Annotated in this window: 20 protein-coding genes; 14 read left to right on the plus strand and 6 right to left on the minus strand. The window is 70.4% G+C overall.

Translation table 11 applies throughout. The annotated features are described in order from the left end of the window. Window positions 1-14 precede the first annotated feature (14 nt). On the minus strand, window positions 15-3,359 hold the full coding sequence (locus ACFW16_RS06050; RefSeq protein ID WP_380302853.1) for a hypothetical protein: 3,345 nt from the start codon (window positions 3,357-3,359) through the stop codon (window positions 15-17). A 407-nt stretch (window positions 3,360-3,766) separates the two neighbouring features. Continuing rightward, window positions 3,767-5,548 (minus strand): B12-binding domain-containing radical SAM protein, encoded by a 1,782-nt coding sequence (locus ACFW16_RS06055; RefSeq protein ID WP_380302855.1) that lies wholly within the window; start codon window positions 5,546-5,548, stop codon window positions 3,767-3,769. Between the two features lie 122 nt (window positions 5,549-5,670). Between ACFW16_RS06055 and ACFW16_RS06060 the strand changes: the two genes are divergently transcribed. The 3 genes from ACFW16_RS06060 (at window position 5,671) to ACFW16_RS06070 (ending at window position 10,564) form a co-directional block, all read left to right on the plus strand. Beyond that, window positions 5,671-6,444, plus strand: a complete 774-nt coding sequence (locus ACFW16_RS06060) for a LamB/YcsF family protein (protein WP_380302857.1) — start codon at window positions 5,671-5,673, stop codon at window positions 6,442-6,444. A 147-nt stretch (window positions 6,445-6,591) separates the two neighbouring features. Then, window positions 6,592-7,623, plus strand: coding sequence for a BMP family protein (locus tag ACFW16_RS06065; RefSeq protein ID WP_380302859.1), 1,032 nt, complete (start codon window positions 6,592-6,594; stop codon window positions 7,621-7,623). Between the two features lie 100 nt (window positions 7,624-7,723). Further along, window positions 7,724-10,564, plus strand: a complete 2,841-nt coding sequence (locus ACFW16_RS06070; RefSeq protein WP_380302861.1) for an endonuclease/exonuclease/phosphatase family protein — start codon at window positions 7,724-7,726, stop codon at window positions 10,562-10,564. A gap of 128 nt (window positions 10,565-10,692) precedes the next feature. On the opposite strand, the gene ACFW16_RS06075 is transcribed toward ACFW16_RS06070, so the two are convergent. Then, window positions 10,693-11,937: an RNA polymerase sigma factor gene (locus ACFW16_RS06075; protein ID WP_380302863.1), complete on the minus strand. Its 1,245-nt coding sequence runs from the start codon at window positions 11,935-11,937 to the stop codon at window positions 10,693-10,695. Then, entirely contained in the window at window positions 11,934-12,293 is a 360-nt protein-coding gene (locus ACFW16_RS06080; RefSeq protein WP_380302865.1) for a YciI family protein, read from the minus strand. The genes ACFW16_RS06075 and ACFW16_RS06080 overlap by 4 nt, the downstream gene beginning before the upstream one ends. A gap of 126 nt (window positions 12,294-12,419) precedes the next feature. Here ACFW16_RS06080 and ACFW16_RS06085 point away from each other — a divergent pair, with 126 nt between their 5' ends. Together ACFW16_RS06085 and ACFW16_RS06090 are read left to right on the plus strand one after the other, a co-directional pair. Then, window positions 12,420-12,743, plus strand: coding sequence for a tRNA-dihydrouridine synthase (locus ACFW16_RS06085; protein ID WP_380302867.1), 324 nt, complete (start codon window positions 12,420-12,422; stop codon window positions 12,741-12,743). Next, the gene (locus ACFW16_RS06090; protein WP_380302869.1) at window positions 12,740-13,249 is read left to right on the plus strand and encodes a tRNA-dihydrouridine synthase; all 510 of its coding nucleotides are present in this window, start codon (window positions 12,740-12,742) and stop codon (window positions 13,247-13,249) included. The genes ACFW16_RS06085 and ACFW16_RS06090 overlap by 4 nt, the downstream gene beginning before the upstream one ends. Window positions 13,250-13,254: 5 nt before the next feature. Here the strand turns inward: ACFW16_RS06090 and ACFW16_RS06095 are convergent, their stop codons facing one another. Continuing rightward, on the minus strand, window positions 13,255-14,805 hold the full coding sequence (locus tag ACFW16_RS06095; RefSeq protein WP_380302871.1) for an MFS transporter: 1,551 nt from the start codon (window positions 14,803-14,805) through the stop codon (window positions 13,255-13,257). A 195-nt stretch (window positions 14,806-15,000) separates the two neighbouring features. Here ACFW16_RS06095 and uvrB point away from each other — a divergent pair, with 195 nt between their 5' ends. The 9 genes from uvrB (at window position 15,001) to ACFW16_RS06140 (ending at window position 25,127) form a co-directional block, all read left to right on the plus strand. Continuing rightward, window positions 15,001-17,229 (plus strand): excinuclease ABC subunit UvrB, encoded by a 2,229-nt coding sequence (gene uvrB / locus ACFW16_RS06100; protein WP_380302872.1) that lies wholly within the window; start codon window positions 15,001-15,003, stop codon window positions 17,227-17,229. A 4-nt stretch (window positions 17,230-17,233) separates the two neighbouring features. Continuing rightward, complete coding sequence (locus tag ACFW16_RS06105) at window positions 17,234-18,052, plus strand: SDR family oxidoreductase (RefSeq protein ID WP_380302874.1); 819 nt, start codon at window positions 17,234-17,236, stop codon at window positions 18,050-18,052. Between the two features lie 506 nt (window positions 18,053-18,558). Next, window positions 18,559-20,502 carry an excinuclease ABC subunit UvrC gene (gene uvrC, locus ACFW16_RS06110; protein WP_380302876.1) on the plus strand — a complete coding sequence of 648 codons (1,944 nt, stop codon included), beginning with the start codon at window positions 18,559-18,561 and terminating at the stop codon, window positions 20,500-20,502. A 48-nt stretch (window positions 20,503-20,550) separates the two neighbouring features. Then, window positions 20,551-21,165: a CDP-diacylglycerol--glycerol-3-phosphate 3-phosphatidyltransferase gene (gene pgsA / locus ACFW16_RS06115; RefSeq protein ID WP_380302878.1), complete on the plus strand. Its 615-nt coding sequence runs from the start codon at window positions 20,551-20,553 to the stop codon at window positions 21,163-21,165. Window positions 21,166-21,170: 5 nt separating this feature from the next. After that, window positions 21,171-21,671, plus strand: a complete 501-nt coding sequence (gene mobB / locus ACFW16_RS06120) for a molybdopterin-guanine dinucleotide biosynthesis protein B (RefSeq protein ID WP_380302880.1) — start codon at window positions 21,171-21,173, stop codon at window positions 21,669-21,671. Between the two features lie 3 nt (window positions 21,672-21,674). Continuing rightward, window positions 21,675-22,931 carry a gephyrin-like molybdotransferase Glp gene (gene glp / locus ACFW16_RS06125; RefSeq protein ID WP_380302882.1) on the plus strand — a complete coding sequence of 419 codons (1,257 nt, stop codon included), beginning with the start codon at window positions 21,675-21,677 and terminating at the stop codon, window positions 22,929-22,931. An 8-nt stretch (window positions 22,932-22,939) separates the two neighbouring features. Then, complete coding sequence (gene moaD / locus ACFW16_RS06130) at window positions 22,940-23,191, plus strand: molybdopterin converting factor subunit 1 (RefSeq protein WP_380302884.1); 252 nt, start codon at window positions 22,940-22,942, stop codon at window positions 23,189-23,191. Window position 23,192: 1 nt separating this feature from the next. After that, the gene (gene moaE / locus ACFW16_RS06135; protein WP_380302886.1) at window positions 23,193-23,642 is read left to right on the plus strand and encodes a molybdopterin synthase catalytic subunit MoaE; all 450 of its coding nucleotides are present in this window, start codon (window positions 23,193-23,195) and stop codon (window positions 23,640-23,642) included. A 78-nt stretch (window positions 23,643-23,720) separates the two neighbouring features. Beyond that, a complete protein-coding gene (locus tag ACFW16_RS06140) occupies window positions 23,721-25,127 on the plus strand; it encodes an MFS transporter (protein ID WP_380302888.1) in 1,407 nt (468 codons plus the stop codon). Here the strand turns inward: ACFW16_RS06140 and ACFW16_RS06145 are convergent. After that, window positions 25,124-26,260, minus strand: a complete 1,137-nt coding sequence (locus ACFW16_RS06145) for an ABC transporter substrate-binding protein (RefSeq protein WP_380302890.1) — start codon at window positions 26,258-26,260, stop codon at window positions 25,124-25,126. The two genes, ACFW16_RS06140 and ACFW16_RS06145, sit on opposite strands and share 4 nt — an antisense overlap. Between the last annotated feature and the right edge of the window lie 20 nt (window positions 26,261-26,280).

Consider the following 26,280-nt stretch of genomic DNA (forward strand, 5'->3'; position numbering starts at 1 on the left):
TCTCTGGCGGCCGGTCAGTTCCGGCGCGGCGGGAGCCTGATGCCGGGATTGGTCGCGCCGACATCGTCTCTGTGGACGCCGTCGATCCAGTCGCTCAGCTGCGCGATCGTGGTCGGGTTCCAGTCGTAGGCGCGGACCTCGGTGTCGACGAGGTAGCTGTCGTCGTCGATATTTACCATCATCCCGTAGGTCCGCTCCGACAGCTCCCGCAGCATGTCGTTGGGCAGCGCCTCCTCGTTGTAGAGGATGTAGTCGAAGAACTCCTGCTTCTCCGCCGGCGTGTCGTAGCCGCGGTACTCGGCCAGCTGCTCGAGCAGCGGGAACAGCGGCCGGCCCGTCGCCTCGTCGGAGGTGCCGAAATCGTCTCGCCCCTCGGCCAGGATCTCGGCACGCTCGGGGTCCACCGGCGGGTCCAGATTCGCCAGGATTGCTCGCGTGTCCCCTTCGAAATACTCGCGCTGCCTCTCGTTGGACTGCCAGTGCAGGATGCTGGCGCCGGCCAGCCAGACCCCGGCGGCGATCCATCCCACCGGCCCGGCCCAGGACGTGCTCGCGAACGCGACCGTGGCGACGGATGCGAGGCCCATCGAGGTCCAGACGGCTCCTCCAAGGACGTTGCCGTTCGAGAATTCGACGCTCGCCGTCCAGGCGGCGACCCCCACGGTGAGGACCGAGGACGCGGTGCCCAGGGTGCGATAGATCCCCGGCCCGTTGACGTAGCCGAACCGGGTCATACGGTCCAGCCGTCCGCCCTGGTTGAACAGGCTGGGCAACCCGGTGGCCGGCCGGACATGCCGCCCCTGCGGGATCAGGAAGCTCTGGATGCCGGCCGCGGCTCCCCGCGACACGTCCATGCCGGCCAGCAGGCCGAAGACCGCCGCCCAGGCCCTGTCGTCGGGACGGTCGGAGGTCGCGAATTCGCGGACACCCCAGATGTTCAGCGCGCCGCTGATCCCCGCCGCGGGAATCGCCGCGGCCCGGCGGCCCAGCAGCCCATCCCGCGGCTCTGCCTCGCCAGTGGCGCCGCCGTTCGCGCGATTGGCGACGGCCTGCGCGATCGGCGACGACGGCGCCAGCACGGTGGAGACGAGCAGGCTCGAATTCTTGATCTCGCGCGACACGAAGCCGCCGCTGGGGCCGTTGGGCTGGCTGTTCTCCAGCATCTCCAGCGTCATCAGCAGCGCCGCCCCCTGCACCGGCTTGTCGCGCAGGGCGTCCAGCGCTTCCGTCCGGTCCTTGCCCTTCAGACCGTCGAGCACCTCCTGCACGGTGGGCGGCAGCGAGGTCATCCCGGGCGGCAGCTCGATGATGTCCGCATCCGGGTCGTCGAGCTGCCGCTGGATCCGGTCGTAGGTGTCCAGCGCATCTCCGAACACGGCGTCGAACTCGGTGTCGGAGATGTCGCGATACAGCGTCGCGTATTGCTGGAATTCGGGTGAATCCTGCAGCTGTCGCTCCACTTCCGCCAAGGTGAGGGGCTCCGGCGACGCCGACATTCCGCCCATCGCGACCTGGACCATCGGCGGCGGGGCATCATCGCCGTCGTCCTTGTCGCCGACGAGAAGGTGGCGCAGTTCCCCATGAGCCTCCGTCAGGCGCTCATAGCCGTCCAGGTCCTCGCCTTCCAGGTGCCGCAGGGAGTCCGGCAGCGCCTCCAGGACTGCGTCCGTCGACATGGCGCCGGCGAACAGCCGCTCGAAGTTGGCGACCTGCTCCGGATTGTCCTCCAGCTTGCCGTTCTGGACGGTCTGGATGGCGCCGGCGAGCTCCTCATCGTCCCGCAGCCCTTCCAGATAGCTGCCGGCCCATTGCGGGTCACCGATCAGGCGCCCATATTCCTCGGTCGCCTCCCGCGCCTCCGGGGTCAGGTTTTCGACGCCGGACGCCACGGTGTGGAGCATGGCATCGGCCGCGTCGGCCCAGCCATCCTCCGCATAATGCGCCGCCATGGCGACCGCCAGGGTCGCGCCGTCGCCGTGGCTGATGCTGTCGGCAATGGCGGTGCGCAGCACGATGTCCCCGCCCCATGCCGTGGGCGACTCCCGATCGAAGCCGCCGGTGTTCGCATCGGCCATCAGTGCCGCGAGACGCGAGACGCCCTCGCTGATCTGCATGCGGCCGTCATCGTCGACGGGGGCGGAGGCGCCCGCCTGCGTCGCGACGACGTTCAGGTTGCCGATCAGCTCCTCCGCCTCGTCCGAGAGGCCTCCGTTGGAAGAGAGATGGCGCAGCGGATAGACGATCTCGGCCAGCCTCGAGGTCGGCGGGCTCTCCTCGTCCTCGTAGTCTCCTGTCGCCGGCATCTCCGACAGCTCGACCAGGATCTGGTCGGCCCGATCGGCCGGCACGCCTGTGAGGGTCACTTCGAGCGAGTTTCCGTCGGTCACCTGGCTGGCCGGATCGGTCACCATCACCTGATGGCGCGCCGCCTCGAGCGCGTCGAGATATCCCGGGTCGACCTCGAGCGTGTCGGGGTCCATCGGACCATAGAAGGCCAGCTCGGCGATGAACTCCGCGGCCTCCTGATCCGGGTCGAAATCGGGGGTCTGGGCGGGCGGCGGCGGATAGATCCTGCTCCGCAGGGCCTCCTCCACATCGCCCTGGAACGCGCTCCAGTCGCCGCTTTCCAAGGCCTGCGCAGCGCTGTCGCGCAGGCCATTGAACAGCACGTTCATGTCCAGGCGAAGATCCTCGGCCCGGGAATCGACCAGATCCGCGAGCCCCTCGGCCTGCGGCAGCACGGCGCGAAGATGGGCCGCGCGCTCCTCCAGGGTCGCCTCGAAATCCTCCTGGTCCATCGTGCCGGCAACCAGGGCGAGATCCGCGTCGATCAGGTCCTGCAGCTCGTTCTGCTTGGCCTGGGGCAGGTCCTCGACCGAATCCGCGTCGCCCACGATCTCGGAGATATCCTGCAGCCGCTCCACCCGCTCGTCGCTGAGGATGGTGATGACATGGGTCTCGGGCAGGCCGTCCGGATCGTCGCCCAGCTCGGGATTGAACCGCGTCAGAAGCTCGGCGTACTGCTCGGCATAGTCCCGGTTCTCGTCGAAGCCGAGGCGCCGCGCCACCTCGGGGTCCAAATTCTCGTCATAGCCCAGCTGCCGCGCGATCTCGATCAGGCTGTCGCCCGGCTGCGCCCGGTAGGTGATCTGGCCGTCGGGGCTCTCGTTCGCCGGGTTGCTGCCGTCCAGCTCTTCCTTCGGCTCGTCTCGCGGCGCTGCGTTGTAGGCCGGGACCACCGTTCCAGGCCCCTGGTTCGACCGGTTCAGGGCCTGGTTCCAGAGGGTGACGGACGTATTCTGCTTGAACCGGTCGGACAGCAAAGGCCCGCGGTCCGGAAGTCCGGAAATCCCAGTCATCAGCCTCTCCCGAATACAAGTCTGGCCGACGCACGAACAGACCGTTGATCCCAGACAGAACGGCGCTCTTCAGAGCTTTGAGCACTAGATCTTGCAGTCTTTCAATTTGTCTATGACAAAAGGATTATAATCTCAACAAGAAAATTGTAATGATTATGTCACGATCTTACGAAGTCCCGGCCGGACCGATCGAGTTTCGATCGTGATGCTTCAGGATCCGGGTGCATCCTGTTCCTGCCACGGCCCCAGGCGCCATCGACGCAGGCGAAATCATGGCCGGGATCGACGCCGAGCGGCTTCGGGCATGACGTTACGGGCAAGTATCGATCTGGATCTCGCCGTGAACGGCGACGCGTTCTGGCGGGAACGGCCGAAGCGGCATCGCCCCGACGCCCGGCTGGGAGCCGCTACTCCGCCGCCGTGGCGCCCTGCGGCTGCGGCACCGGCTTGGTGTGCGCCCGGGCCGCGGCGGCGCGGGCGCCCTGCGTCACCGAGAACATCTCCAGCGTGTCGAGCTCTTCCTCGCTCACCGGCGTCAGCGCCAGGTCGTGATAGGCCTTGCGGTTCGGGTCGGCCTTGATCCGCCGGCGGACCTGGTTGAAGCGCCACCACAGCCGCGCCATGGCCCAGCGCTTGGCCACGGTCTCGCCGGCATAGCGGAGATAGAACGGCACGGCCGCCTCATGCGGCAGGCCCGGGCGGCGGTCGGTCCGCACCTTGCGGCGCAGATAGCCGCCCTCCAGCGGGTGCAGCCCCTCGACATTGATGCAGGTGGTGAACCACAGCAGCAGGAACAGGATCTTGCCGACGCTGATGCCGGTCGCCGCCGCCCGGCGCATCACCGTCTCCATATGCTCGGGCGAGTAGTAGGTCTGCCAGGCCAGCCTGTAGGCCCGCTGCCACTCCTCGCGCGACATCAGCGCGTGGCCGGTGGTGACGTGGTTCAGGTCGTAGCGGTTCAGGTCGGGATCCATCGGGATGCCGGCGTGGAACAGGTTCTTGTGGTCCTCCGACCCCGGCAGCGGCGTCAGGAAGAAGAACTCAAGCAGGTCGACCGGCAGCTCGCGCTGGATGATGCCGATGTCGCGGACGATCGATTCCGGCGTGTCGGTCGGGAAGCCCAGGATGTAGCCGGCATAGGTCATGGCGCCGACGGCCTTCCAGGCCAGCAGCATCTTGCGGTATTCGGTGATCTTGTTCTGCCGCTTCTTGGCGCCGACCAGGCTGTCCGGGTTGATGTTCTCCAGCCCGATGAACACCCGGGTCACCCCCGCCCGTCCCGCCTTCTCGATGAAGTGCGGGATGCGGTGGCACATGGTGTCGACCTGGATGATCATGCGGAAGGACAGCTTCTCCCGCTCCCGCAGCTCGATCAGCCGGTCGAAGATCGGCTCCCAGTCCTTGTTGCGCGCGAAATTGTCGTCGGTGATGAAGAAGCGGCTGATGCCGCTCTTCACGTTCTCGCGGATGATCCGCTCGACATCGTCGGGCGACCGGCGGCGCGACTTGCGGCCCTGGACGTTGATGATGGTGCAGAACGAGCACTGGAACGGGCAGCCGCGGCCGGCATCGAAGCTGGTGTGCTGGCCGGCGGTGCGGCGCACCCGCGCGATCGGCAGCACCGGCATCGGCACGCCTTCGATGTTCGGCAGGTCGTCCATGAAGTTGTAGAGCGGCTTGAGCCGGTTGGCGAAGGCGTCGACCAGCACCTCGTCCAGCCGCCCCTCGGCCTCGCCGGCGAACAGCGAGATGCCCAGCGCCTGCGCCTCGGCCACCTCCGGCTGCAGGCCGGGCAGCATGGCGATGGTGCCGGAGACGTGGAAGCCGCCGATGCCGACCTGGATCCCCGCCGCCCGCAGCGGCCGGGCGATGTCGACCGCCCGTGGGAACTGGTTGGACTGCACCCCGACCAGCGCCACCATCCCCGCGCCGGCGCGCCGGATCCGGCGGATGATCGCGTCGGGCCGCACCCGCGTGTTGGTCTCGTCGATCGCGGTGATGGCGATATCGACATCCGGGCCGAGGATCAGACGCTCGGAACAGTCGCGAGCGAGGCCGTACAGCACCGCCAGCGTGTTCGACGGGATCGCCGATCGCAGCCATTGGATGACATAGCCGTCGTCGTCGTAATGCGACGGCTTGATCAAGACGAGTTCGAACACCCGCCGTGCGCTCGTCCCCACCGCCATAGGCGTCCCCTGCTGGGTCGTGCTGATTCTGAATAGCACGAATGCCGGTGCGGGGCGACGATTGCCGCCGCCGGCGGCGAAGTTCATACAGGAGTCGTCAAGGCCGGTCCGGGGATGGAAACATGGCGAGCATCGATCTGAACTGCGACATGGGCGAAGGCTTCGGCGCCTGGGAGATGGGCGACGACGCGGCGATGCTGGAGATCGTCACCTCGGCCAATGTCGCCTGCGGCTTTCATGCCGGCGACCCGATCGTGATGCGGCGGACCCTGACCCTGGCGCGCGACCGCGGCATCGGCGTCGGCGCGCATCCCGGCTTCCTCGACCTCTGGGGCTTCGGCCGCCGGGTGATCAAGGGCGACACGCCGGAGGACATCGAGGCCCAGGTGGTCTACCAGATCGGTGCCCTGCAAGGCATCGCAAAGGCGGTCGGCCACCGCGTCACCCATGTCAAGGCGCATGGCGCGCTGAGCAACGTGGCGATGGTCGAGGATGCGGTGGCGCTGGCGATCGGCCGGGCGATCCAGTCGGTCGACCCGACCCTGGCCTATATGGTGCTGCCCGGCACGGCGCTGGAGCGCGCGGCGGTGGAGCTGGGCCTGCCGGTGGTGCGCGAGGTCTTCGCCGACCGCACCTATGAGGACGACGCCACCCTCACCTCGCGCAAGATCGCCGGATCGGTGATCCACGACCCCGAGGTCGCGGCCGAGCGGGTGCTGCGCATGGTCGAGGAGCAGGCGGTCACCAGCCGCAGCGGCAAGCGCATCCCGGTGCCGGTCGACACGGTCTGCGTCCATGGCGACACGCCGGGCGCGGTCGGCATCGCCCGCCGCATCCGCGAGCGGCTGGAGCAGGCCGGCATTCGCCTGGTGGCGCTGAAGGACCGGCCGGCCTGATCCGGCGGAATCGTTGGGATTTCGTCGCAAAAGCATGGCAGAGGAGCGCTGCGGAACGCGCTCTTGTAACCGAACCTTAACGCGTCCATCTCCGGTGCCACGGGTCAGCCGGACCCTCGCCGCCCCTGCCGTCCGGAGACGGAAACCATGATTCTCGCCCGCCGCCGCCTTCTCGCCGGCATCAGCCTGGCCGTGGCCGGCCTGTCCGTGATGGCCGCCGCCGATCCGGACGGAATGTCGCGAAGCGGTGCCGACGGCGAGGTCCCGGTCAAGCCCGGCGTGGTCTATGCGCTGGGCGACAAGCGCGACGGCGGCTTCAACGAAGGCGCGATGCACGCGCTGGAGTTCTTCCGCAACGAGACCGGCGAGGCCTATCTCGAGGCCGAGCTGCAGTCGGTCGACGGGTTCGCCGCCGCGGTGGACGGCATGGTGCGGCAGGACGCCAATCTGGTCATCGCCGTCGGCTTCTACTACGCCGATGCGGTGAAGGCGGCCGCCGCAGCCCATCCGGAGACCCGCTTCGTCCTGGTCGACGGCGTCGCCGAGGGGCCGAACATCCGCTCGATCGTGTTCCGCGAGCAGGAAGGCGCCTATCTGGTCGGCGTGCTGGCGGCCCTGGCCTCGAAATCCGGCACGATCGGCTTCGTCGGTGCCGCCGACATCCCGCTGATGCGCAAATTCGCCGATGGCTACGCCGCCGGCGCCAAGGCGACGCGGCCGCAGATCGCCACCCTGGTCGATTATGTCGGCACCGATGCCGCCGCCTTCCGCGACCGGGATCGCGCGGCCGTGGTCGCTCGCGACCAGATCGGGCGCGGCGCCGACGTCCTCTTCGCCGTCGCCGGCGAGGCCAATCTCGGCGTGTTCCAGGCGGCGCGGGAGGCCGAGAAGCTGGCGATCGGCGTCGACAGCAACCAGAACGGCGTGGTTCCCGGCACCATCCTGACCTCGATGCTGAAGCGGGTCGACATCGCCGTGCTGCGCTCGCTGGACGACATGCGGGCCGGCACCTGGAAGGCCGGCCTGGTCACGCTGGGGGTGCGCGAGCACGCGGTCGGCTGGGCGATCGACGACAACAACCGGCCGCTGGTCACCCCGGAGATGGAGGAGGCGGTCGAGACCGCCCGCCGCGCCATCGCCGACGGCAGCATCACGGTGCCCGACCCGACGACACACTGACATCCTTCCCCGTCACGCGAATGCAACCGAAGCCCTCTAGAGGTGTTTCGGGAGCGGCAAGGGATTCGGCCCTTGCCCGATGAAGAGGGGGGACTTCGTCATGGCCGATCCGTTGCTCAACGAGTTCGTCGCCAACCATGTCGGCACCGACAGCTCGGAATATGTCGAGATCAAGGGCGACGCCCTGGCCGACTACAGCGGCTGGACGCTGGTGCAGATCGAGGGCGACGCCGGCGGCACCGGCCGCATCATCTCCGCCACCGACATCGGCACCACCGACGCCGATGGGTACTGGAGCAGCGGCTTCCAGTCGAACCTGCTGCAGAACGGCAGCGGCACCCTGCTGCTGGTGGAGAACTACAGCGGCACGATCGGCCAGGACCTCGACACCAACGATGACGGCGTGCTCGACGCCACGCCCTGGGGCCGGATCGGCGACGGCGTCGCGATCGACGACGGCGGCAGCGGCGACCGCTTCTACAGCGGCACCGTGCTGGCCCCGGATTTCGACGGCGCCGGCATCACCGTCGGCGGCGCCTCGCGCCTGCCGGACGGCACCGACACCGGCAGCCCGGCGGACTGGACCCGCAACGATTTCGATCTGGCAGGCCTGCCGGGCCAGGCCGGCACCCCCGCCCCCGGCGAGGCGCTGAACACCCCGGGCGCCGAGAACGCCCCGGTGCCCGACACCGAGCCGGACTTCCACGCGATCTACGAGATCCAGGGCACGGGCCACCGCTCCGAATTCGAGGGCGACCGCGTGGCGACCCAGGGCGTGGTCACGGCCATCGCCGCCAACGGCTTCTACATCCAGGACGCCCAGGGCGACGGCGACACCGCGACCTCGGACGCCGTCTTCGTGTTCACCGGTGCCGGCGCCGTGCCGGCCGAGGTGCAGCTCGGCGTCACCCTCGACGTCACCGGCTCGGTCACCGAGTTCCAGCCCGGCGGCGCCTCGTCCCACAACCTGACGATCACCGAGATCACCGGCGCCGGCGTCGAGGTCTCGGCCGTGCAGCAGACCGTCCCGGTCGCGGTCAGCGTCGGTGCCGGCGACTATGCCCCGCCGACCGAGACGATCGACGATGACGGCCGCACCGTCTACGACCCCGGGCACGACGGCGTCGACTACTGGGAGAGCCTGGAGGGCATGCTGGTCGACATCCCGGCCCCGGTGGTGATCGGCCCGACCAACGGCTTCGGCGAGGCCTATGTCCTGGCCGACAACGGCGACCACGCCACCGGCACCCGCAGCGGCGCCGGCGGCCTCATGATCTCCGAGACCGACCAGCAGTCGGAGCGGATCCAGATCGACGACGACCTGATGGGCAGCTTCATGCCGGATTTCAACGTCGGCGCCAAGCTGGGCGACGTCCAGGGCGTGGTCAGCTACAATTTCGGCTGGTACGAGGTCCAGGCGACCAAGCCAGTGACGGTCGAGTCCCCCGGCACGCTGGCGCCGGAGACCACAGAACTGGCCGGCGACCGCGACCACCTGACCGTCGGCTCGATCAACCTGGAGAACCTCGACCCCAAGATCGAGGACATCAACCTGGTCCAGGACAAGAACCCGAACAACGTCGACGACGACATCGGCAGCGGCAAGTTCGACCGTCTGGCCCAGCAGATCGTCGGCAACATGGGCGCGCCCGACATCGTCGCGCTGCAGGAGGTGCAGGACAGCGACGGCGCCGAGATCACCGGCGTCACCTCGGCCGCCGAGACCGCGCGGGTGCTGATCGAAGCCATCGTCGCGAATGGCGGGCCGCGCTACGAATATGTCGACGTGGCGCCGGAGAACGGCACCTCGGGCGGCCAGCCCGGCGGCAACATCCGGACCGGCTTCCTGTACAACCCCGACCGGGTCGGCCTGGTCGAGGGCTCGGTCAAGGCGCTGACCGACCCCGACCTGTCGGATGGCGACGCCTTCGCCGCCAGCCGCCTGCCGCTGGCCGCCGACTTCGTGTTCAACGGCGAGACGGTGACGCTGGTGAACAACCACTTCACCTCGAAGAGCGGCAGCTCGCCGACCTATGGCGAGGACTTCCCGCCGCTGAACCGCGGCGAGGACCAGCGCGAGGCGCAGGCGGCGATCGTCAACGCCTATGTCGACGGCCGGCTGGCGGCCGACCCCGACGCCAAGGTGATGGTGGTCGGCGACCTCAACGAGTTCTCCTGGAACGACCCGCTCAAGGTGCTGCGCGGCGACACCGACGGCAGCCACGTGCTGAAGGACCTGGCCGACGAGCTGCTGTCGCCGCAGGAGCGCTGGAGCTACGTGTTCGAGGGCGCGAGCCAGGAGCTCGACCACATGCTGGCGACCGATGGCGTCTACAAATCGGGGCTGGAGTTCGACATCGTCCACACCAATGCCGGTTTCGCCGACCAGGTCAGCGACCACGACCCGTCGGTGGCGCGGCTGCACATCCCGGCCGAGGGCACGCCGGAGAACCCGAACATCATCACCGCCGACAAGCCGAACTTCTTCTTCAACTTCGCCGTCGTGAAGGGCACCGAGGAGTTCGACGAGGTCCGCGCCACCGTCAACGTCAAGGCGGGCGACGCGGTCGAGCGCATCGTGCTGCAGGGCGACCGCGACCTGATCGTCTGGGCCGGCAACACCGACACCCAGATCACCGGCAACAGCGGGAACAACACGCTCTATGGCGGCTCCGGCAACGACCGCATCGCCGGAGCCGCCGGCAACGACCTGCTGATCGGGGGCCGTGGCGCCGATGTCTTCGCCTTCGGCCATGGCGGCGGCCGCGACACGATCCTCGACTTCGACGTCCGCCACGACAGCCTGGACATCGCCGACGGCGTCGACGTGACGATCAAGCGGGACCTGCTCGGCACCATCGTCCAGCTCGACGACGGCACCCGGATCACCCTGATCGGCGTCCGCCCGGACCAGATCGAGCATGCGGATTGGATGGTGTGAGGGGGGCCAGCTCGTCCGTGCGCTGAGCAGGGGAATCATAATCCCCGGCTCGTAGGTTGGGTTCGCGGAAGCGAACCCAACATCTGCCGCCCCCGAAACAGTGTTGGGTTCGCCACGGCGAACCCAACCTACGACTCCAATTCCTCCAGCCGCCGCTGAAGGAACCGTCGCTCCGACTCCTGCTGCGTCAGGCCCAGCGCGCGTTCATAGGCCGCGCGGGCGTCTGCCGTGCGGCCCAGGCGGCGCAGCAGGTCGGCGCGGGCGGCGTGGGCCAGGCGGTAGCCGCCGAGATGGCCATGCGCCAGGATCGCGTCGATCAGGGCCAGACCCGCCGCCGGCCCGTCGCGCATCGCCACCGCCACCGCCCGGTTCAGCGCCACTACCGGCGACGGGTCGGCCCGCATCAGCAGGTCGTACAGGCCGACGATCTCGGCCCAGTCGGTCGAGGCGGGATCCGGCGCCTCGGAATGCACCGCCGCGATCGCCGCCTGCAGCGCATAGGCCCCCACCTCGCGTCCCAGCAGCGCCCGCCGCACCAGCGCCGTGCCCTCGGCGATCAGGCCGCGGTCCCACAGGCTGCGGTCCTGGTCGGCCAGCAGCACCAGGTCGCCGGTCGGGGAGCTGCGGGCCATCCGCCGGGAATCCTGCAGCAGCATCAGCGCCAGCAAGCCGATCGCCTCCGGCTCCGGCAGCAGCCCGACCAGCAGCCGGCCCAGCCGGATCGCCTCGCCCGACAGGTCCGGCCGGGTCAGGTCGGCGCCGGAGGACGCCAGATAGCCTTCGTTGAACACCAGGTAGACGACCTGCAGCACGCTGTCCAAGCGGTCCGGCAGCTCGGCCTTCGGCGGCACCTGATAGGGGATGCCGGCGTCGCGGATCTTCGCCTTGGCCCGGACGATGCGCTGCGCCACGGTGGTCGGCGCGGCCAGGAAGGCGTGGGCGATCTCCTCCGTGGTCAGGCCGCACATCTCGCGCAGGGTCAGCGCCAGCCGGGCCTCGGGCGCCAGGGCCGGGTGGCAGCAGGTGAAGATCAGCCGCAGCCGATCGTCCTCGATCTCCTCGGCGTCTTGCTCGTGGGGGTCCTCCGCCTCCTCGAGATGCTTCGCCAGCTCGGCCCGCGCCGCGTCGAGGCGGGTGCGGCGGCGCAGCCCGTCGATCGCCTTGAACCGGCCGGAGGAGACCAGCCAGGCCCGGGGATTGGCCGGCATGCCGTCGCGCGGCCACTGCTCCGCCGCCGCGCGGAAGGCGTCGTGCAGCGCCTCCTCCGCCAAGGTGAAGTCGCCGAGCAGGCGGATCAGCGTGGCCAGCACCCGGCGCGACTCCGCCCGGTAGACGGACTCGATCGTCCGCTGCATCGCCGGGTCGGCGGTCATCGGTCGCCGCAATGCTCCCGGACCGGCCGGACCTCGATGCTGCCCATCCGCGCCATCGGGATATTGGCGGCGAGCTGCAGCGCCTGGTTCAGGTCCCGCGCCTCGATCATGATGAAGCCGGAGAGGAACTCCTTGGTCTCGGCGAAGGGGCCGTCGCTGGTGATGACCCGGCCGCCGCGGATCCGCAGCGTGGTGGCGGCGCTGGTCGGCTGCAGCGCCTGGGCGGCGACGAACTGGCCGCGGCGGCGCATCTCCTCGTCATTGGCCATGGATTCGCCGACCAGCGCGTCGAACTCGTCGGGCGACATGGCGTCCAGGGTCCGCTGCTCCATATAGACCAGGCAGAGATATTTCATCGCGGGTCCTCCCGGCGTGAGTGTGGATGCAGGCTGGTCGTTCCGGGAAGCGCGGAATCGACGGCGGCCGGCAGGATTGCGGCCTCGGCGGTTTACGCCGGGCCGCCGCAGGCCTAGATAAGCGCCATGCCCGAAGCCCTGACCATCGGTTCCGTTACCGTGCCCGGACGGGTCTGGATCGCCCCGATGACCGGGGTGTCCGACCTGCCGTTCCGCCGCGCCGCGTCGCGGCTGGGGGCGGCCTATGTCTCGACCGAGATGGTGGCCTGCGCCGAATTCGCCCGCGGCCGGCCCGACGTGCTGCGCCGCGCCGCGGTCGGCGACGGCCTGCCGCTGATGGTGGTGCAGCTGATCGGGCACGACCCCGCCGCGGTGGCCGAAGGCGCGCGCCTGGCCGCAACGCGCCCGACTTCGCCCGCCGCTGTGTCGCCGCCGGCGCCCGGGCGGTGACGGTGCACGGCCGCACCCGCTGCCAGTTCTACAAGGGCACGGCCGACTGGACGGCAGTGCGCGCGGTGAAGGACACGGTCGACGTGCCGGTGATCGTCAACGGCGACATCGTCGACGGCGCCAGCGCACGCGAGGCCCTGGAGCAATCCGGCGCCGACGGCGTCATGGTCGGCCGCGGCGTCACCGGCAAGCCCTGGATCGCCGCCGCGATCGAGGCCGCGTTGGACCGGCCGCAGGACGACGGCGCCGCCGGGCCGGAGGGCGAGGAGCGGCTGGCCATCGCCCTGCAGCATTTCCGCGAGACGCTGGCCTTCTACGGCGACCATCACGGGCTGCGCGTGTTCCGCAAGCATCTGGCCGCCTATATCGAGGCCGCGCCCTGGCCGGCTGCCGCCGAGGACCGGCGCGAGGCCCGCCGGGTGCTGTGCCAGTCCGACTCCCCGGCCGAGGTCGAGACCGGCCTGGCCGCGCTGTGGACCGGCCGGGCGCAGCGTCTGGCGGCCTGAGGTCCTCACTCCGTCGCGGGAGCTTCGGCGCCCTGCCGGGGCGGCCCCAGCACCGTCGCGGCCAGCACCGCGGCGACGACCGCGATGCCGGCGCTGACCAGGGCGGCCAGGCCGAAGGCATGGGTGAAGGCGCCGCGCGCCGTGTCCGCCAGGGCCCGGCCGGTGTCGCCGGGCAGGTCCTGCGCCGCCGCAAGCGCGCCGCCCAGCGTTGCCCGGGCCGCTTCCGCCGCCTCCGGCGGCACGCCGGCCGGGACGCCGTCGATCATCACGCCGCGATAGAGCGCGGTGGCGACGCAGCCGAGCACGGCGATGCCGAGCGCGCCGCCGAACTCGGCCCCGGTCTCGGAGATCGCGGCGGCCGACCCGGCGCGCTCCGGCGGCGCAGCGCCGACGATCAGGTCGGTGGTCAGGGTGAACACCGGCGACAGCCCGGTGGCGAAGACCACCGCGGCGCCCGCCAGCAGCGCCGGGCCCGACACATGATCGACCAGCGTCAGCGCCAGGAAGCCGAGCGCCGCGATCACCAGCCCGCCGGCCATCAGCACCACCGGCCGGGCCCGGCGCAGCGCCATCGGGGTCAGCATCGACCCGGCGACGAAGGCCAGCGACGAGGGCAGCGTCCACAGCCCGGCCTCGAGCGGCGACAGGCCCAGCACCAGCTGCAGGTACTGCGCCACGAACAGGAAGGTGCCGAAGACGGCGAACAGGCCCAGCACATTGACCGCCAGCGCCGCGCCGAAGGCCGGCGACCGGAACAGGCGCAGGTCGATCAGCGGGTCGGCCAGCCGGGCCTGCCGGCGCACGAACACGGTACCGACGGCGAGGCCGGCCACGATCCACAGCAGCGGCGGCCAGCCGGGCCCGTGCTCGGCCAGCATCTTGACGCCGGTGATCGCGGCCAGCACCGCCGCCAGCGACAGCACGACGCTGGCCAGGTCCAGCCGTCCGGCCTGCGGGTCGCGGTATTCCGGCAGCAGGATCGGGGCGACGATCAGCACCAGCACCATCACCGGCACCGCCAGCAGGAACACCGAGCCCCACCAGAAATGCTGCAGCATCACGCCGCCGAGCAGCGGCCCGATGGCGCCGCCGACCGAGTATCCGGTGATCCACACGCTGATGGCGAAGGTGCGCTGCCGGGGGTCGTGGAACATGTTCCGGATCAGCGACAGGGTCGACGGCGCCACAGTGGCCCCGGCGACGCCGAGCAGCGCCCGGGCCGCGATCAGCGTCTCGGCCGTGTCGGCGAAGGCGGCCAGCAGCGAGGCGAGGCCGAACACCGCGGCACCGATCATCAGCAGCTTGCGGCGTCCGATGCGGTCGCCCAGCGTGCCCATGGTGATCAGCGATCCCGCCACCAGGAAACCGTAGATGTCGACGATCCACAGCAGCTGCGCGGCGCTGGGCCGGAGGTCGGCGGTCAGCGTCGGCACCGCCAGGTTCAGCACCGTCAGGTCCATCGAATAGAGCAGACAGGGCAGCGCGATCACCGCCAGGCCGATCCATTCGCGGCGGGTCGCCCTCGGCCCGGCGGTGTCGGGCGTGTCCTCCGGCATGAATAAACCTTTTGGTTAACCAATTATCCTCTGGATACGAGGCGCCATCGGGCGCTGTCAAGCGCGTGCCATGCAGCGCCGCTCCCGCACTTGACGCATTGTTCCCTCTATGTTCTTATCGATGCTTCAGCCCTTCCGCGTTCCGCTTCGCCGGCGGCCCTTCCCCTCCGCCCCTGCCGGACCGATAGTGTCGACATGAGCTCAGCGCCCCTCCTCTCCCCCACCCCGGCCTCGCCGCGCGGCGAGACCTCCCCGGTCGTCGTCCATCGCCCGGCCCTGCCGGAGAAGGATCGCTCGACCCCGTTCAAACTGGTCTCGGACTACAAGCCGGCGGGCGACCAGCCCGAGGCGATCGCCGAGCTGCTGGCCGGGATCGAGCGGGGCGAGCGCGACCAGGTGCTGCTCGGCGTCACCGGCTCGGGCAAGACCTTCACCATGGCGCATGTGATCCAGAAGCTGCAGCGCCCGACCCTGGTGCTGGCCCCGAACAAGACCCTGGCCGCGCAGCTCTATGGCGAGTTCAAGAGCTTCTTCCCGGAGAACGCGGTCGAGTTTTTCGTCAGCTACTACGACTATTACCAGCCCGAGGCCTACGTCGCCCGCACCGACACCTATATCGAGAAGGAAAGCCAGATCAACGAGCAGATCGACCGGATGCGCCACGCGGCCACCCGGGCGCTGCTGGAGCGGCACGACTGCATCATCGTCGCCTCGGTCTCCTGCATCTACGGCATCGGCGACGTCGAATCCTACAGCGAGATGACGATCCCGCTGGAGGCCGGGCAGCGGCTGAACCGGCAGGTGCTGCTGAAGCATCTGGTCGACATCCAGTACCGGCGCAACGACACCGCCTTCGCCCGCGGCACCTTCCGGGTGCGCGGCGACACGGTCGAGATCTTCCCCGCCCACCTGGAGGACCGCGCCTGGCGCATCTCCTTCTTCGGCGACGAGATCGATTCGATCCACGAGTTCGACCCGCTGACCGGCGAGAAGTTCGCGGGCCTGAAGCAGGTGCGGATCTACGCCAACAGCCATTACGTCACGCCGAAGCCGACGCTGCTGCAGGCGATCAAGGGCATCCGGGTGGAGCTGAAGGAGCGGCTGGAGGAGTACAATGCGACCGGCAAGCTGCTGGAGGCGCAGCGGCTGGAGCAGCGCACCCAGTTCGACCTGGAGATGATGGAGGCGACCGGCAGCTGCGCCGGCATCGAGAACTATTCCCGCTACCTGACCGGGCGGGCGCCGGGCGAGCCGCCGCCGACCCTGTTCGAATACCTGCCCGAGGACGCCCTGCTGGTGGTCGACGAGAGCCATGTCATGGTGCCGCAGGTCGGCGGCATGTTCCGCGGCGACCGGGCACGCAAGGACATCCTGGCCGAATACGGCTTCCGCCTGCCCTCCTGCCGTGACAACCGGCCGCTGAAGTTCGAGGAATGGGACGCGATGCGGCCGCAGAGCGTCTTCGTCTCCGCCACCCCCGGGCCCTGGGAGATGGAGCGGACCGGCGGCGTCTTCGCCGAGCAGGTGGTGCGCCCGACCGGGCTGATCGACCCGATCGTCCTGGTCCGGCCGACCGCCACCCAGGTCGACGACGTCATGGCCGAATGCCGCGACTGCGTCGCCCGCGGCCTGCGCGTGCTGGTCACCACCCTGACCAAGAGGATGGCCGAGGCGCTGACCGAATACATGACCGAGGCGGGCATCAAGGTCCGCTACCTGCATTCCGACGTGGAGACGCTGGAGCGGATCGAGATCATCCGCGACCTGCGGCTGGGCGTGTTCGACGTGCTGGTCGGCATCAACCTGCTGCGCGAGGGACTGGACCTGCCCGAGGTCGGGCTGGTCGCCATCCTCGACGCCGACAAGGAAGGCTTCCTGCGCAGCCGCACCTCGCTGATCCAGACCATCGGCCGTGCCGCCCGCAACATCGAGGGCCGCGCCATCCTCTATGCCGACACCATGACCGGCAGCCTCGAGGCAGCGCTGGGCGAGACCAACCGGCGGCGCGAGAAGCAGCAGGCCTACAACGCCGCCCACGGCATCACGCCGGAGAGCATCAAGAAGCAGATCGGCGACATCCTCGACAGCGTCTACGAGCGCGGCGACCGGGTCACCGTCTCGACCGGCGACAGCGGCGCCAAGCACCTGACCGGCAAATCGCTGAAGGAGCATATCGGCGACCTGGAGAAGCGGATGCGCGAGGCCGCCGCCAATCTGGAGTTCGAGGAAGCGGCCCGGATCCGCGACGAATTGCGCCGGCTGGAATCGGCCGAGATGGGGCTCAACGAGGGCGCCGGCATCATCGTCCACGCCCGCGTCGGCTCGCACGGCCACGCCGCGGCGCTGGAGGGCGTGCCCCTGTCGATCGCCAAGCCGACCGAGCGGCCGCGCAAGGGCGGCGGCCGGCGCCGCAAGGGACCGTGAGCCGATGAGCCCCCCCGAACGTCCAACGGGCGAACGTCCCCTGCCTCCCACCGGCAAGGCCGAGCCGCGCGTCGCCGTCGTCACCGGCGCCGCCAAGCGGATCGGCCGGGCGATCGCGCTCGACCTCGCCCGGCATGGCTGGCGGGTCGCGATCACCTGGCACAGCTCCGCCGAGGAGGCGGCGCAGACGGTGCGCGACATCGAGGCCGCCGGCACGCAGGGGCTGGCGATCCGGGCCGACCTGACCGACGAGACCCAGGTCGAGGCCGTCATCCCGCAGGCCGCCGAGGCCCTCGGCGGCCCGGTGTCGCTCTTGGTCAACAACGCCTCGGCCTTCCGCATGGACACGGCGGCGACGGCGACGCGGGCGAGCTGGGACGAGCACCTCGAGACCAACCTGCGCGCGCCCCTGGTGCTGACCCAGGCGCTGGCACGGCAGCTGCCGGTGGAGTGGCCGGGCAACGTCGTCAACATGCTCGACCAGCGGGTGTGGAATCCGACCCCTTATTTCCTGTCCTACACCGTCGCCAAGATCGGGCTGTGGACCCTGACCCGCACCCTGGCCCAGGCGCTGGCGCCGCAGATCCGGGTCAACGGCATCGGCCCCGGCCCGACACTGAAGAGCGACCGGCAGAGCGAGGAGCATTTCGCCAAGCAATGGGATGCCGTGCCGCTGCGTCGGCCGACCGCGCCGCAGGAGATCTGCGACGCCATCCGCTTCATCCTGTCGGCGCCGGCGATGACCGGCCAGATGATCGCGCTGGACGGCGGCGAGCATCTCGGCTGGGCCCAGCCCAGCCGCGGCATCGTGCCGATGGAATGAGCGACATGGCCGGGCCGGCATTCGCATCGAAATCATCTCAAGTTTGCGTCAATCCCCCCTTGACCCGCGCACCCCGTCTAGGCAACCCGGGGCTGCCCACGATGCTGCGCCCGGACGCCGCAGGCGACCGCTCTGCGATAGCCGCTATCGCCTTGGATTTCCTGGCCTCGCCGCTTCGCCACGACCGGAAGTTGTGCACAGGCGAAATCCGAATCGGAGAAGTCCGCAATTTTCCGGCCCGCACATAGTGTGTGATGCTTCTGTTTCAACTTGACTTGGAATTTATCTCTATTTCTCAGAGACTTAACGTTTTTGCCCATTTTTTGAGCAACAACGATGACACTTAGGCGGCGCCTCGATTGCGGGTCGTTCGCAGACGGTTCCCCACAAAGTTATCCACCGATTCGGTGGATATCACCGAAGCGTCATCGCCCCGCTTCGCCGACTCACTCGGACGTTCACGATCCGGTCTTGAAGCCGCGCCCGGACCGGCCGACATTGCCGCCATGAGCGATACCGTCACCGATCGTCCGCCCGATGGCCCGCCCGGCAGCCCGCCGCCCGAGCGCCCGAAGCCCGCGGGCCGCTCGAGGGCGCGGGCGCACAGCATCGCCGACGGGGTCGCGGTGATCCAGGCGCATCTGCGCACCCTGCCCAGCTCCCCCGGCGTCTACCGGATGCTCGACGAGGCCGGCAACGCCCTCTACGTCGGCAAGGCGCGCAACCTGAAGAAGCGGGTCTTCGCCTATACCCAGACCGGCAAGCAGCCGGCGCGCCTGCTGCGCATGATCGCCGACACGGTCGCCATGGAATTCGTGGTGACCCGGTCCGAGGTCGAGGCGCTGCTGCTCGAAGCCAATCTGATCAAGCGGCTGAAGCCGCGCTACAACGTGGTGATGCGGGACGACAAGACCTTCCCGCACATCATGATCTCGGGCGACCACGCCTTCCCGCGCATCGCCAAGCACCGCGGCGCCACGGGCCCCAGCGGCCAGTTCTTCGGCCCCTTCGCCTCGGCCGGGTCGGTCAACCGCACCATCACCGCGCTGCAGCGCGCCTTCCTGCTGCGCAACTGCCCGGATTCGATCTTCGCCACCCGCAGCCGGCCCTGCCTGCAATACCAGATCAAGCGCTGCACCGCGCCCTGCGTCGGCTATGTCACCGAGGCGCAGTACGCCGAGCAGGTGGCGAGCGCGGTCGATTTCCTGAGCGGCCGCAGCCAGGGCGTGCAGGCCCGTTTCGGCGAGCAGATGATGGCGGCCAGCGAGCGGCTGGATTTCGAGCAGGCGGCGCGCTGGCGCGACCGCATCCGGGCCCTGACCAACGTCCAGTCGCACCAGGACATCAATGTCGAGGGCATCGGCGACGCCGACGCCCTGGCGATCCACGAGGCCGGCGGACACAGCTGCATCCAGGTCTATTTCTTCCGCGGCGGCCGCAACTACGGCACCCGCGCCTATTTCCCGAGCCACGACAAGACGGCGGAACCGGCGGAGATCCTGGCCGCCTTCCTGAGCCAGTTCTACGACAGCCATCCGCCGCCGCCCCTGGTCCTGCTCAGCGACGAGGTCGCGGAGACCGAGCTGCTGGCCGAGGCGCTGACCCTGAAGGCCGACCGCCGGGTCGAGATCGCGGTGCCGAAGCGCGGCGACAAGCGCCGGCTGATCGAGCATGCGCTGAACAATGCGCGCGAGGCGCTGGGCCGGCGCATGGCCGAGAGCGCATCCCAGGCGGTGCTGCTGGACGGCGTGGCCCGGGTGTTCGGCCTGGACGCGCCGCCGCGCCGGATCGAGGTCTACGACAACAGCCATCTCGGCGGCACCAACGCGCTCGGCGCCATGATCGTCGCCGGGCCGGACGGCTTCATCAAATCCGCCTACCGCAAGTTCAACATCAAGGGCGCGGTCACCCCCGGCGACGACTACGCGATGATGCGCGAGGTGCTGACCCGCCGCTTCGCCCGGGCGCTGAAGGAAGACCCGGACCGCGAGCAGGAGGGCTGGCCCGACCTGGTCCTGATCGACGGCGGCCAGGGCCAGCTCGGCGTTGTCCGCGAGGTCTTCGCCGAGCTCGGCCTGACGGAGATCGCCCTGGTCTCGATCGCCAAGGGGCCGGACCGGGATGCGGGCCGGGAACGCTTCTTCATGGCCGATCGGCCGCCCTTCAGCCTGGAGCCGAAGGACCCGGTGCTGTACTTCCTGCAGCGGCTGCGCGACGAGGCCCACCGCTTCGTCATCGGCGGCCAGCGCACCCGGCGCGCCGGCGACATCACCCGCTCGCCGATCGACGAGATCCCCGGCATCGGCCCGCGCCGGAAGAAGGCGCTGCTGCTGCATTTCGGCTCGGCCCGCGAGGTCAGCCGTGCCAGCCGGCAGGACCTCGAGGCGGTCGACGGCATCAGCGAGGCGGTCGCGGGGCTGATCTACCGACATTTCCACCCCGACGCCTGAGGCACCTTGTGCTAGCGTTCGGAAGCCCCTGAAGTCAGTGCCGTCGCCATGGTTACCAGCCTGCCGAACCTCCTGACCTATTCGCGCATCGCGGCCATTCCCGTGCTGATCGCGCTGTTCTACGTGCCCGCCGCCTGGGCCTCGTGGACCTGCCTCGCGATCTACGCCGCCGCCGCCATCACCGACTATCTCGACGGCAAGCTGGCGCGGGCCTGGAACGAGACCTCGCCGATCGGCCGGCTGCTCGACCCGATCGCCGACAAGATGCTGGTCACCGCCGTGCTGTTCATGCTGGCCGCCTTCGGCCGGCTGCAGGGCTGGTCGATCATCCCGGCGGTGATCATCCTGCTGCGCGAGGTGCTGATCTCCGGCCTGCGCGAGTTCCTGGCCGGGATGAACGCGCGCGGCCTGCCGGTCACCGCCCTGGCCAAATGGAAGACCACGATCCAGATGCTGGCGATCGGCTTCCTGATCGTCGGCGATGCCGGCACCCGCGCCTTCGGCGGCCAGGTGCCGGTGGCCGAGATCGGCATCGCCGGGATCTGGGTCGCCGCGGTGCTGACCCTGGTGACCGGCTGGAGCTATCTGCGCGAGGGCGTGCGCCAGGCCATCACCGAGGACCCCGGCACGCCGCCGGCCAAGGCCGCCGGGACCGCCGGCTGACCCCGATGCGTGTCCTCGGCATCGCCGGCTGGAGCGGCAGCGGCAAGACCACGCTGCTGGCGAAGCTGATCCCGGCGCTGATCGGCCGCGGCCTGACCGTCTCCACCGTCAAGCACGCCCATCACGATTTCGACGTCGACCAGCCGGGCAAGGACAGCTGGCGCCACCGCGAGGCCGGGGCGACGGAGGTGCTGGTCTCCTCCGACCGGCGCTGGGCCCTGATGCACGAGCATCGCGGCGCCGCCGAACCGCCGCTGGCGGCGTTGCTGGCGAAGCTGCAGCCGGTCGACCTGGTGCTGGTCGAGGGCTTCAAGCGCGAGGCCTGTCCGAAGCTGGAGGTCTGGCGGGCCGCGACCGGCAAGCCGCCGCTGCATCCCGAGGATCCGAGCATCATCGCGGTGGCCAGCGACGGCCCGGTCGCCGATCCCGCCCGCCGGCGGCTGGACATCGACGACATCGAGGCGATCGCCGATTTCGTCGTCGATTTCGCCCGCAAGGCGGACTGAATCGTGGCCCGCCTCGCCGATGATTGCTTCGCCCTGGGCGACCGATTGCTGTCGGTCGAGGAGGCGGTCACCGAGTTCCGCTCCCGCCTGGCCGTGGTCGCCGAGGCCGAGACCGTGCCGCTCGCCGCGGCCCAGGACCGGTTCCTGGCCGGGGATCTGGTGGCCGACCGGTCGGTGCCGCCGCACGCCAACGCCGCGGTCGACGGCTACGCCTTTCACTTCGACGACTTGTCGCCGGATGTCCCGACCACCCTGCCGGTGGCCGGCCGCGCTGCCGCCGGCCATCCGCTCGGCCGCCCGGGCCGACAGGGCGAGGCGATCCGCATCTTCACCGGCGCGCCGCTGCCCGACGGGCCGGACACGGTGGTGATGCAGGAGGACTGCACGGTCGCCGGCGACCGGGTCACCCTGCCGCCCGGGCTGCGGCGCGGCGCCCATGTCCGGCGGGCCGGCGACGACATCCGCGCCGGCGATACCGTCCTGACCGCCGGGCGCCGGCTGGGCCCGGCCGAGATCGGCCTGGCCGCCTCGCTGGGACGCGCCGCCCTGCCCGTCCGCCGGCGGCTGCAGGTGGCGGTTCTGTCGACCGGCGACGAGCTGCGCGATCCCGGCACGCCGGTGGCCGAGGGCCAGATCTACGACGCCAACCGATATCTGCTGACAACGCTGCTGCGCCGGCTGGGCTGCGACGTCGCCGACCGTGGCATCGTGCCGGACCGGGCCGATGCCGTGCGTTCGGCCCTGGCCGCGGCCGCAACCGATGCTGATGCGATCGTCACCTCCGGCGGCGTCTCGGTCGGCGACGAGGACCATGTCAAATCGGCGCTGGAGGCCGCAGGCGGCCGGCTGCATCACTGGCGCCTGGCGATCAAGCCGGGCAAGCCGGTGGCGCTGGGCCAGATCGGCGGCGTGCCGCTGCTGGGCCTGCCGGGCAACCCGGTCGCGGCGATGGTGACCTTCCTGCTGGTGGCCCGGCCGCTGCTGCTGCATCTGGCCGGGGCCGAGCCGCTGCCGCTGCGCCGCTTCCCGGTCGCCGCCGGCTTCGGCCACGGCAAGAAGCCCGGCCGCCGGGAGTTCCTCCGCGCGGTTCTGGACCTCGACCCATCCGGCGTCCTGGTCGCCCGCCGCCACGGCCGCGACGGCGCCGGTATGCTCAGCTCCCTGGCCGGCGCCGAAGGGCTGGTCGAACTGCCGGAAGACGTGACGGCCGTGGCGCCGGGCGATCCGGTTGCCTATATCCCGTTGAGCGCCCTGATCTGAGAACCGGCATGAAGCTCCTGTATTTCGCCTGGGTCCGCAGCAAGATCGGCACGGCCGCCGAGACGGTGTCGCCGCCGGAGTCGGTGCGCGACGTCGCCGGGCTGCTGGACTGGCTGCGCGCCCGCGGCGCCGGCTATGCCGATGCCCTGGCCAACCCGGCGGTGGTGCGGGTCGCGGTCAACCAGCGCTTCGCCAGGCCGGCCGACCCGGTGGCGCCGGGCGACGAGATCGGCATCTTCCCACCCGTCACGGGAGGCTGAGATGGCGGTTCGCGTGCAGGAGGCCGATTTCGATCCCGGCGCCGAGATGGCCGCGCTGTCCGACGGCCGCACCGATGTCGGCGGCGTCGCCTGCTTCGTCGGGCTGGTGCGCGACGTCGCGAGCGGCACCGCGGTCACGGCGATGACGCTGGAGCACTATCCCGGCATGACCGAGCGCCAGTTGGCCGAGATCGAGGCCGAGGCGCGGGGCCGCTGGCCGCTCCTGGAGGTGCGCATCGTCCACCGCGTCGGCCGGCTGGGGCCGGGCGACCGGATCATGTTCTGCGGCGTCGCCTCGGCCCATCGCGGCGCCGCCTTCGAGGCCTGCGCCTTCCTGATGGACTGGCTGAAGACCAAGGCCCCCTTCTGGAAGAGGGAGGAGACGCCGCAAGGCGAGCGCTGGGTCGAGGCCCGGGCCGAGGACGACGAGGCCGCTTCGCGCTGGCGCTGATTCCTGTCCTGCCGATTCCCCGCTTCTCTTCGTGCCGGCGACGGTATAGCCCCGACGGTAACGAAGGGGAAACGCAACATGGTGCAGGTCTCGGCGCAATCGCCGGCGGGCTGGGCGGATCTGCTGGCCGAAGGGCGGCTGCCGCGATTCGCGATGGTCTGCCTCGGCATCTGGCTGAACGCCGCCGACGCCCTGGTCACCGCCACCATCATGCCCAGCGTCGGCGCCGACCTGGGCGGCTACGCCTATTTCAGCTGGGCCACGGCCGGCTTCCTGATCGGGGCGATCCTGGCCGGCGCCAGCGCCGGGCGGCTGTCGGAGCGCTTCGGGCTGCGCTGGGCCTCGGCCATCGCCGGCCTGGCCTTCGCGCTCGGCTGCGTGCTCAGCGCCGCCGCGCCGACCATCGGCATCTTCCTGGCCGGGCGCGTGCTGCAGGGCGTCGGCAGCGGCTGGGTCGCCGGCTTCTCCATGGTCGCGGTCGCCGTGCTGTTCCCCGAGCGCCATCTGGCCCGGATGTTCGCCGTCGCCTCCGGCATCTGGGGCATCGCCACGATCCTGGGGCCGCTGGTCGGCGGCCTGTTCGCCCAGGCCGGCGACTGGCGCGCCGTGTTCTGGCTGTTCACGGCGCAGTCGCTGGTCTTTGCCGCCGCCGCGCCCTGGCTGCTGAAGGGCACGGTCCGCAGCGGCGGCCAGCCGGGCGTGCCCTGGCCGCAGATCGGCGGGCTGGCGCTCGGGGTCGGCGCCATCGCCATGGCCGATGTCAGCCCGAACCCCGCCGTCGCCCTGGCGCTGGTTGCCGCCGGCCTGGGCATCCTGGTGCTGGTGCTGCGGATCGACGCCGGCGCCCGGGTGCGGCTGCTGCCGCGCCGGGCAGGTGACCTGCACACGGTCTGCGGCACCGCCTATGCCGCGATCTTCGCCTTGATGGCGACCTCGATGGGGCTGAACGTCTACGGCCCTGCCATCCTGCAAACGCTGCACGGCCTGTCGCCGCTGTGGGCCGGCTATGTGGTCGGGGGAATGGCCCTGGCCTGGACCCTCGCCGCCTTCGTCGTCGCCGGCGCCACCGGCACCGGGGAGCTGCGCTGGCTGCTGCGCGGCGCCGGCTGCATCCTGGCCGGCGCGGTGCTGCTGGTGCTGGTGATGCGCGACGCCCCGCTGGCCTGGATCGTCGCCGCCGCCCTGCTGATGGGCGCGGGCTTCGGCTTCTCCTCCAGCCTGCTGAACCGCCGGCTGATCGGCGTCCTGGCCGAGGACGACAAGGCGATCGGCAGCTCGGCCCTGATCGCCGTGCGCCAGACCGGCGGGGCGGTCGGCGCCGCCATCGCCGGCGCGACCGCCAACCTGGTCGGCTTCGGCTCGGGCCTGACGGTCGAGACCGCCCGGGCGGCCGCGCTGTGGGTGTTCGTCACCGCCCTGCCGCTGGCCCTGTTCGGCGCCTGGGCCGCCTGGCGGCTGACCGTCGCGGCGAACCGGCCCGGCTAGCGCGATCCGTCGGCGGCCGGATCGAGGCTGATCCACAGCGCACCTTCGAACGGCAGGGCGGAAAAGCGGCTGTTGACCTCGGCCAGGGTGGCGCCGGGGTCGAGGTCGCCGAAGATCTCCGGCCGCACCCAGCGCGCCACCGCCTCGACCGCCACGATGTTCAGCGGCACGGCGTTGAAGAAGTTCCACAGCCCGTGAACCCGGCCGTCGCGGGCCGCCGCCAGGCCGGACAATCCGGGCGCGGCCAGCACCGCCGCGAGGCTCCGCCGGGCGGCTTCGGCAGGGACGCCGGGGCCGACGACGAATCCCGGCGCATTCTCCGCCTGCGGCAGGCCGGTGGCGATGTAGACCTGCGGATCCCGGCCGATCACATATTCGAGGCTGAGCACCCCGCCGCCGGCGTCCGGGAAGCGGTCCGCGGCGATGTTGCGGCCGCCGACCAGCGACACCAGCTCGCCCAGCCCGGTCTCGCCGATCGCCCAGCAGCAGTCCTCCGGCTGCGGATAGGCGTGCATCAGCACGGTCGGGCCGGTTTCCGGATGCGCCGCCATGCGCCGGCGGATGCGGTCCAGCCGCGCCTCGTAGAAATCGGCGAAGGCGTTGGCCCGGTCCTCGCGGCCGAGCACGCGGCCGAGCAGCCGGATGCCCGGCGCCGTGTTGGCCAGCGGCCGGTGGTTGAAGTCGACCACCACCGCCGGCACCCCGGCCGCGGTCAGCCGGTCCAGGATCTGCCACCCCTGCTCGGTCTCCGCCTGCCAGGCGCCGAAGATCGCGAGATCCGCCCCGACCGTCAGCGCCTTCTCCAGCGAGAAGCTCTCATCCGTGCCGCCGCCCACCACCGGCACCTGGGCCAGGCGCGGGAACTTCGCCAGGAAGGCGGCGTAGAGGCCGGGATCGTATTGCCGCGTGTCGTCGGCCCAACCGGCCAGCAGCGACACGGGATCAGGGTCGATCAGCGCCAGCGCCGCCAGGTTGATGCCCGCCCCCAGCAGCACCGCCCGCGGCTGGTGCGGCACCGTCACCTGCCGGCCGGCGGCGTCGGTCACGGTGACGGGCCACTCCGCCCGGGCGGGCGGGGCGAGCAGACAGGTCAGCAGCAGAAGGGCGCAGGCCAGCGCCTTGCATCGGTTCATGAATCATCCTGGTCACGTTC

Source organism: Inquilinus sp. NPDC058860, assembly GCF_042743185.1.
Taxonomy (GTDB): domain Bacteria; phylum Pseudomonadota; class Alphaproteobacteria; order DSM-16000; family Inquilinaceae; genus Inquilinus.